This window comes from Streptomyces boluensis (assembly GCF_009908195.1).
Lineage (GTDB): Bacteria > Actinomycetota > Actinomycetes > Streptomycetales > Streptomycetaceae > Streptomyces > Streptomyces boluensis.
The window spans coordinates 1-7,786 of sequence record NZ_JAAAHS010000363.1 but is presented as its reverse complement, the minus strand read 5'-3'; the positions used below and the strand labels follow the sequence as shown (position 1 = coordinate 7,786).

Genomic DNA, 7,786 nt, shown 5'->3' with positions numbered 1-7,786 from the left:
GGGGGGGGACACCGCTCCCCAGTCAGGCCGAAGTCGCCAGGGCCGCCTGGTGCACGGCGTGGGCGAACGGTCTCTGGGAGCAGTAGCGCACGACTTCGTCGATGGCACTGCTGGTGATGCGCCGGAGCTCGCCGCCTAGCGAGCCCGCGATGTGGGGGGTGAGAAGGACGTTGGGCAGGGAGTAGAGCGGTGAGGTGGCGGGCAGCACCTCCGGTTCGGTGACGTCGATGACCGCGTGGATGCGCCCGGTCGCGGCCTCGGCGGTGAGCGCGGCGGTGTCGACGAGGGAGCCGCGGGCCGTGTTGACGAGCGTGGCGCCGTCCCGCATCGCCGCCAGCCTGCGGGCGTCGATGAGGTGGCGGGTCTCCGGCAGTTCGGGCGCGTGCAGCGAGACGACGTCTGATTCCGCGACGAGTTCGTCCAGGCCGACGTGCCGGGCGCCGAGCTCCGCGGCCTGTGCCGCGTCGACGTGCGGGTCGGCGAGCAGCAGGTCGAGGTCGTAGGGCCGCAGCAGTTCGAGCACCTTGCGGCCGATGAGCGAGGCGCCGACGATGCCCACGGTTCTGCGGTAGTTGCCGAACCCGGGGAAACGCCGCGACCAGTCGTACACGTCACGGTGCTCGCGGTAGAGCCCGCCGATCTCCAGGACCCGCTTGTTGGCGAAGAGGATCGCGGCGACGGTGTACTCGGCGACGGGTACGGCGTTGGCCGCGGCCGCCGATGACACCACGATCCCGCGGTCCCAACAGGCTTGTGTCACATGGTGCTTGACGCTGCCCGCGGCGTGCACGATCGCCTTCAGGGCCGGTGCGCGCGCCAGCACGTCCTCGTCGAGGACCGGGCAGCCCCAGGAGGTGATCAGTATCTCCGCGTCGTTCAGGGCCTGTTCGTCGTCGAAGTCCTCGGCCACATGGTCCGGGTCGATGTCGACGTACTGCGCCAGGCGCAGCCTCTCGGCGGGCGGGAACAGCGCGTCCCGGTGCCGGCGGCCCATGGCGAGCAGGGCGCGGGGTCGGGGGGCCACGGTCGGGTGCATACGGGGTTTCCTCACGGTGGTCGCTTGCTCGTGGCCTACTTGACGGCGCCGGCGGTCATGCCGGACTTCCAGAACCGCTGCAGCATCAGGAAGACGACGATCAGCGGGACGACGGACACCAGCGAGCCGACGACGGCCAGCAGGTAGTCCTCGGGGTGGCCTTGGGAGAGCGCGGACGAATACCACACGTACAGACCGAGGTTGACCGGGTAGAGCTCCTTGTCGGACAGCATCACCAGAGGCAGGAAGAAACTGTTCCAGATCTGGGTGAACTGGAAGAGGAAGATGGTCACGAAGCCGGGCGCCATCATCGGCAAGGCGATGCGGCAGAAGGTCTTGAACTCCCCGGCGCCGTCCATCCGCGCCGCTTCAAGGACCTCGTCGGGCACATAGGCGGCGCTGAAGACGCGGGCCAGATACACGCCGAACGGGAAGACCAGACCGGGCACGAACACGCTCCAGAACGTGTTCACCACACCCGCTTCGGCGGCGAGCAGGTACAGCGGGATCGCCATGGCCGTGCCGGGCACCATCACGCCGAGCAGCACGAGGGAGAACAGGCGCTCCTTGCCGGGGAACGCGAGCTTGTCGAACGCGTACCCGGCGGCGACGCTGAACAGCGACGCCAACAGGGCGCCGATACCGGCGTACTCCACGGTGTTGATCACCCAGCGGAGGTAGACGCCGCCGTCGGCCGCGAACAGCTGGTCCAGGTTCTCGGCGAGGTGGATCTCGTCGCCGAGCGCGAAGCCGTTCGTGCCGAACAGATCCTCACGGCTCTTGGTGGAGGACAGCAGCAGCCAGGTGAGGGGCAGCAGGGTGTAGAGGGTGGCGAGACCAAGGAGCGCGGTGACGCCTGCCTTGGACAGCAAGACCGACGGCGGCTTCGGGGAGCGCCGGCACTTTGCGGGCCGTGGAGCGGGGGCGCTCGCCGGTGGCGACGCGGCAGCGGGGGCCTCGGGGTCGATCGTGGAGGACTGGGTCACAGCTTGCTCCCGCGGCGTGAGATACGGGTGACGACGAACGAAAGCACGGCCGCGAACAGGGCGATGAGCAGCGAAGCGGCTGCCGCCAGGCCGAAGTCGTTGTTCTGGAAGGCGGCCGTCTGGACGTACATGTTCGGCGTCCAGGTGCTGCCGATCGCGCTGGAGGCGCTGTAGATGACCTTCGGCTCGGTGAACAGCTGGATCGACCCGATGACGGTGAACAGGACGGCCAGCGCGATCGACGGGCGGATCATCGGGACCTTGATGGACAGCGCCGTGCGGATGGCACCCGCGCCGTCGACCTTCGCCGCGTCCAGCGTCTCGCGGGGCACGGCCTGCAGGGCGGCGTAGAAGATGACCATGTTGTAGCCCATCCACTCCCACACGGCGATGTTGGCCGCGGAGAACACCGCGTTGTCGGCCGACAGGAAGCTGATGTCGATGCCGCCGGACCGCAGGAGGTCGATCACCGGGCTCAGGCCCGGCGTGTAGAGGTACACCCAGATCAGCGCGGCGATGAGACCCGGCACCGCGTGCGGCAGGAACAGCGCCAGCTGGAAGAACGACCGGGCCTTCGCCAGGCCGGTGTCGAGCAGCAGGGCGAGGGCGAGCGCGCCGCCGATCATCACCGGGATGTAGATGGCGCAGTACGCGGCGATGACGAGGAAGCCGTCGCGGAACTGCGGGTCGGCCATCGCCTCCGCGTAGTTGCCCAGGCCGGAGAAGACGCTCTCCGTACCGCCGAACCCGAGGCCGGAGGTCTCGGTGGTGAACAGGCTCAGCCAGGCCGCGTACAGCAGCGGGGCGAGGGTGACGACCGCGAACAGGACGAAGAACGGCGACAGGAGCAACGTTGCGGTGCGGCGCTGTCCACGCGTGGATGGGGATGCCATGACGGCCTTTCTGGGTGAGGCGGGTGCGCGGTTCGCTTACGGAGCGGTGACCTTCATGCCGCGCTGCCTCATGTGCTCGACGGTGGTCCGCTCGGCGTCCGAGAGCACCTCGGGCAGGTCCGCCTTGCCCTCGGCGACCTTGGGGAGTTCGTCCACGATGGCGGTGTTGGTGGTGCCCATGACGGGGCCCCAAGTCCAGCCGCTCGGGATCGACTTGTACGAGTCGGCCCCGACGGCGTAGACGTCCTGTCCGCCGAAGTACTCCGTCCCGTACGCCTTCTTGGTGACCGGCACGAGCTTCGGATCGGCGGGGAACATGCTGCTGGTGCCGGACTTCACCCAGGCCTTCATGCCCTCGGGATCAGTGGTGATCCACTTGATGAACTCGGCGGCGGCACCACTGTTGTCGGACCCCTTCGGGATCACGAAGGACGAGCCTCCGTACATGCCCGAGGCCGGCTTGCCGTCCCAGGTGGGCACGGGCGCCACGGCCCACTTGCCCTTCTGGTCGGGGACGGTCGCCTGGTGCGCCCCGGCGCACCAGCTTGCGCAGACGTAGGCGACGGTCTCGGACTTCTGAACGCTCGTCCAGAACGGGTCCAGGGTGCTCAGGGAGCGGACGAGGTCCTTGCCGGCGAGGTCGCCCCAGTAACCGGCGACCTTCTTGGACGGGCCGTCGTCGACGGTGGCCTTCCAGGAGTCCTTCCCGGCCTTGAACCACTGCCCGCCGGCCTGCCAGCTGAGCGCGGTCAGGAGGCCGGGATTGTCGGTGTAGAGAACCCCGCCGCGGGCGTCGGGGTCGGCCTTCTTCACCTTCTCGGTCATGGTCCGGTAGGCGTTCCAGGTCTTGGGTACGCCGATCTTGTGCTGCTTGAAGAAGTCCTTGCGGTACATCATCATCAGCGGCGCCGCGTCACGCGGGACGCCCCAGGTCTTGCCGCCGAGGTCGACCAACTGGCGCGTAGCTTTGGGGAATCGGTCCTTCACCAGGGGGCCGAGCGATCCGCTCAGATCCTCGATCTTCCCCTGGGACGCGAACTCCGGCAGGTTCGGGTACTCGACGACCGCGACGTCCGGGGCAGTGCCTGCCTTCACGGCGTTGGTGAGCTTGGAGTAGTACTCCTGGCCCGACGGGACCGTTTCGAACTTCACCTTGATGTCCGGGTGGCTGCGGTTGAAAGCCTTGGCCACCTCGTCCGAGCCCTTGACGAAGGACCAGAAGGTGACATCTCCGGTCTTCCCGGCCGGGGACGCGCCCTGGTCCGTCCCGCCACCGCACGCGGTGGCGAGCAGAGCGAGAACTGTGACGGAACCGGCCAGGGCGACCGTGGTTCTGCGAAGCATGATGTGCACCGATCGTTCGCGGGGGCGTTGACCGGAATCATTAGCCAGTAAATTCGCTTCGTCAATGCTTTTGGCTTCATTCGACGCGATATGAAAGCAAGTGAAGCCACCTGACGCCGGTCCCCCGCCCCCGCTCTACGTGCGCGTGCCCGGCGAAGGAGCGGCCCCGCTGGACTCCCGCACGCGCAGCTCCGGGCGGAGCAGCAACTCGGCCAGGGGCGCGGCCGGATCGGCGATCCGCCGCAGCAGCAGGTCGACCGCCCACGCCCCCACAGCCCGCTTGGGCGGCGCCACAGCGGTGAGCGGCACATCGCTCAGCTCCGCGACCTCGTCGTCATACGTCACGATGGCCAGGTCCTCCGGAACACGCAGGTCGCGCGCCTGCAGGAGGCCGACGAGGGCGACGGCGTCGAGATCGTTATGGACCAGGGCGGCCCGGAGGTCGCCCGACTCGACCGCTCGTACGAGCTCCTCGAACCACTCGGTCGACGTCGGCCCGTCGGCCGGATCGATGCCGTACTCCGGGCCCGCCGTCAGCTTCAGGTCCTGGCATGCGGCCGCGTAACCCTCGCGGATCAAAGGCGTGTTGGGGCTCTCCGCCCGCGCGACCAGAGCGATCCTCTCGTGCCCGAGCCCGGCGAGATGCCGGACCGCAAGGCCCGCGCCATGGGCATGGTCGGATGCCACCTGTTCAAGGCGCCCGACCTGGGTGCCGGCCCTGCGGTCCACGAGCACGACCGGTACGTCGAGGCCGGCCAGCCACTGCTCGGCCACGTCGACGGGCTCGAGTCCGGCGCGCGGCATCAGCAGCAGGCCTTCGACGCCCGTCGCGATCAGCCGTCGCACCTGCTCACGGTTCTCCGTCAGCGTCTCGCCGGAGACCGCGAGCACGATGCGCACTCCGTGCGTGCGCGCCGCGTCCTGCACCCCTCGGATGATCTCGGGGTAGTAGTAATCCCCAGGCGGAACGATCAGCCCGAAGGTGTCCCCTTGCCGCATTGCGGGCCGGGGGACGGAAGGTCCGGCGGCCTTGTCGGCCGACTGCGCCGCGGCCGGCGACATGACACCTCCGTGCACACGGACGACCAGCCCCCGGGCCGCCAGATCCCGGACGTCCTGGCGCACGGTTACGGCGGAGACGCCCATCTCCTCCGCCACGTCCTTCACCTTGATCGCCCCCCGGCGCTCGACCAAGCGAAGTAGGGCCTCGCGCCTCTCTTCAGTCAGCACTCACGTGCCCCCTCTCATCGTGAGCGAAGCCATTTGCTTTCACTCGACAAGTGAAAGGTACCAATCAAGGCGTGGCGCCTGACTGGTTCTGACCTGAGCCGCCGGCCCTGGAGCCTGGCGCCGGCGGTGACTTGCCGCTAGGCGGTGACTTGCCGCTAGAAGGATCCGATGGCTAGGGTCGGGTCGCCAGAAAGCGCTTTCCACGGAAGTGAGCCGCATGCCGACCTCGGACGTCCTGGTCTACACACGTACCGCGGGCTACCGCCACGACTCCATTCCGGCGGGCGCGGAGGCGTTCGTCGAGATGAGCCGGGAAGGTGGGCTCGCGGCGAAGCCGACGGACGACCCTGGGGTGTTCACGGAGGACCGGCTCGAACGGTGTGCGGCCGTGGTCCTGTTGTCCACCACCGGGTCGGTCCTCACCGACCCGGGCCGAGCGGCCCTGGAGGCATACGTACGGCGCGGCGGCGGACTCCTCGCCGTACACGCGGCCGCCAACGCCGAGCCCGACTGGCCGTTCTACGGCGACCTCCTCGGCACCCGCTTCGCGGGCCACCCCCCTCTGCAGCCCGGCCTGGTCCGCGTGGAGGACACCACGCACCCCGCAACCGCGCACCTGCCTGCGGAGTGGGCCTGGACCGACGAGTGGTACGACTTCACCTCTCCCCCGCGCGACGCAGACGTCCACGTCCTGCTGCGCGCCGACGAGTCCACGTACACCGGCGGCACACACGGCGCGGACCACCCGCTGTCCTGGTGGCACGAGAAGGCCGGCGGCCGGTTCTTCTTCACGGCCCTCGGCCACACCTCGGAGTCGTACGCGGCCCCCGCCTTCCGGGCGCACCTCTCCGGCGCACTCCGCTGGGCAGCGGGCCGCTAGGCCGTGTCCGTAAGTCTCGCCTGCTCAAGGCGGCGTTGGGGCTACCGCTCCCTCCGTTCCGCCCGGCGTTCAAGGGCAGCCGCCTCGCGACGGCGCTCCTCCTGCTCCCACAGTGCCTTCAACTCTCGGCCGTTCTCGTCGAGTTCAATCGGAGCGTCCTCGTCGTCCTGCCACAGCCCCTGCTCCTTCAGCTGACGCACCTGGACTTCCACCGGGGGCTCCGGATCGTGGTCGCTCGGCCGGGGCCCCTCCGGTCCGTCGGGGCCGATACGGACGAGCCGCTCCACGCGGGTGATACGGAACCGACTCCCGTCCACGCTGAGGCTGTTGCCGCGCTTCGTGTCCAACCGCTCAGCCGCCTGCATGTACTCGGCCCGCTTCTCGTCCGACAGCCGCATCTCGAACGGTGCCATGACCCGCAGCCACACCGCCAGACTGTCGCGCGCCCCCTGCGGTGTGCTGTGCGACGCCGCGGGGTTGTGCGGCCTCCAGCGCCCGTCCACCCGCTCAGAGGTAATGAAGACCGCCGGCAGCAGCACCCCGCCCGGATGCCGCTCGGCGGCACGCGCCGCGTCGTCCCGTACTTCCGCCGGAGCTCCGGGGGACGTTCCGACGAACCGCACGAGGTCCAGTTTCAGGATGCTGTCCGACAGCCCGGTGCTGACGTACGGATCGACGATGAACCCCTTTGTACGAGACCGCACTTGGTGGCTCTCACCGACCTCCGCCGGGTCTGGATCGGAAGGACGCGGCGGCTCGGGTCCCGTGCTCCCCATGCGGATGAACCTCGCGGCACGCACGACCCGGAACCGCTCACCGCGGACGCGGACCTCGTCGACGACCTCCCGGTCCATCCGCAGCGCCGCCGACATCCACGCCTTCGCCGCCTTCGCGTCCCCGGCGTCCTCCGCCTCCTTCGCCCGCCTGCGGAAGTGCGACCCCAACGAATCCCGCGCCCCCTGCGGCGCGTCGGCCCCGTACTCGGACAGCTCCCAGCCGCCGGTATCACTCTCGCGCGCATGGAAGAACTCCGCGAGGCCCAGTCCCATCAGGTCGGGGTACCTCTCCCGCGCCCGCCATGCCTCCTGATCGGCGAAGGCCGCGATGGGGCCCTCCTGCGGGGCGACACGGAACGTGAGATAGCTGGGCACCCTGTCCTCGAAACCGGTCATGTACCGAATGTGCCCGACCGCACCGCAGGTCCACCGGGAAACCCCGAAATCGAGGTCGAGCTTCCGGGGCACACCTGCACGGTCTGTCGCGGAGGCGGCCTTCGCCGCGCCCTCACGTACTACGAAGCGCTCAGCCCATCGGCCCCGGTGCCGGTTCGGGTTGCGGTGGCGGTTCGGGTTCCGGGACCGGGCCCGGCGGCTTCGGCGACGGGGACGGGGGCGGTGAGGGTTCGGGTCCCGGCCGG

At 69.3% G+C, this 7,786-nt stretch carries 7 protein-coding genes; 1 reads left to right on the top strand and 6 read right to left on the bottom strand.

Translation table 11 applies throughout. The annotated features are described in order from the left end of the window. Window positions 1-22: 22 nt before the first annotated feature. The 5 genes from GUY60_RS30795 to GUY60_RS30775 form a co-directional block, all read right to left on the bottom strand. Window positions 23-1,036, bottom strand: a complete 1,014-nt coding sequence (locus GUY60_RS30795) for a hydroxyacid dehydrogenase (RefSeq protein WP_161703762.1) — start codon at window positions 1,034-1,036, stop codon at window positions 23-25. A gap of 35 nt (window positions 1,037-1,071) precedes the next feature. After that, window positions 1,072-2,004: a carbohydrate ABC transporter permease gene (locus GUY60_RS30790; protein ID WP_161703765.1), complete on the bottom strand. Its 933-nt coding sequence runs from the start codon at window positions 2,002-2,004 to the stop codon at window positions 1,072-1,074. A gap of 14 nt (window positions 2,005-2,018) precedes the next feature. Then, window positions 2,019-2,915, bottom strand: coding sequence for a carbohydrate ABC transporter permease (locus tag GUY60_RS30785; protein WP_161703760.1), 897 nt, complete (start codon window positions 2,913-2,915; stop codon window positions 2,019-2,021). A 36-nt stretch (window positions 2,916-2,951) separates the two neighbouring features. Then, window positions 2,952-4,259 carry an ABC transporter substrate-binding protein gene (locus tag GUY60_RS30780; RefSeq protein ID WP_161703758.1) on the bottom strand — a complete coding sequence of 436 codons (1,308 nt, stop codon included), beginning with the start codon at window positions 4,257-4,259 and terminating at the stop codon, window positions 2,952-2,954. Window positions 4,260-4,394: 135 nt separating this feature from the next. Then, window positions 4,395-5,489: a LacI family DNA-binding transcriptional regulator gene (locus GUY60_RS30775; RefSeq protein WP_161703756.1), complete on the bottom strand. Its 1,095-nt coding sequence runs from the start codon at window positions 5,487-5,489 to the stop codon at window positions 4,395-4,397. 217 nt (window positions 5,490-5,706) lie between these two features. Between GUY60_RS30775 and GUY60_RS30770 the strand changes: the two genes are divergently transcribed. Continuing rightward, the gene (locus GUY60_RS30770) at window positions 5,707-6,369 is read left to right on the top strand and encodes a ThuA domain-containing protein (RefSeq protein ID WP_161703754.1); all 663 of its coding nucleotides are present in this window, start codon (window positions 5,707-5,709) and stop codon (window positions 6,367-6,369) included. Window positions 6,370-6,410: 41 nt separating this feature from the next. Here GUY60_RS30770 and GUY60_RS30765 read toward each other — a convergent pair whose 3' ends face one another. Then, entirely contained in the window at window positions 6,411-7,541 is a 1,131-nt protein-coding gene (locus GUY60_RS30765; RefSeq protein ID WP_161703752.1) for a DUF5954 family protein, read from the bottom strand. Window positions 7,542-7,786: the final 245 nt, after the last annotated feature.

Excerpts from the sequence above, each read along its gene's own strand:
- GUY60_RS30770 (WP_161703754.1), top strand. The coding sequence starts at position 5,707 with ATGCCGACCTCGGACGTCCTGGTCTACACACGTACCGCGGGCTACCGC.
- GUY60_RS30795 (WP_161703762.1), bottom strand. The coding sequence starts at position 1,036 with ATGCACCCGACCGTGGCCCCCCGACCCCGCGCCCTGCTCGCCATGGGC.
- GUY60_RS30785 (WP_161703760.1), bottom strand. The coding sequence starts at position 2,915 with ATGGCATCCCCATCCACGCGTGGACAGCGCCGCACCGCAACGTTGCTC.
- GUY60_RS30780 (WP_161703758.1), bottom strand. The coding sequence starts at position 4,259 with ATGCTTCGCAGAACCACGGTCGCCCTGGCCGGTTCCGTCACAGTTCTC.
- GUY60_RS30765 (WP_161703752.1), bottom strand. The coding sequence starts at position 7,541 with ATGACCGGTTTCGAGGACAGGGTGCCCAGCTATCTCACGTTCCGTGTC.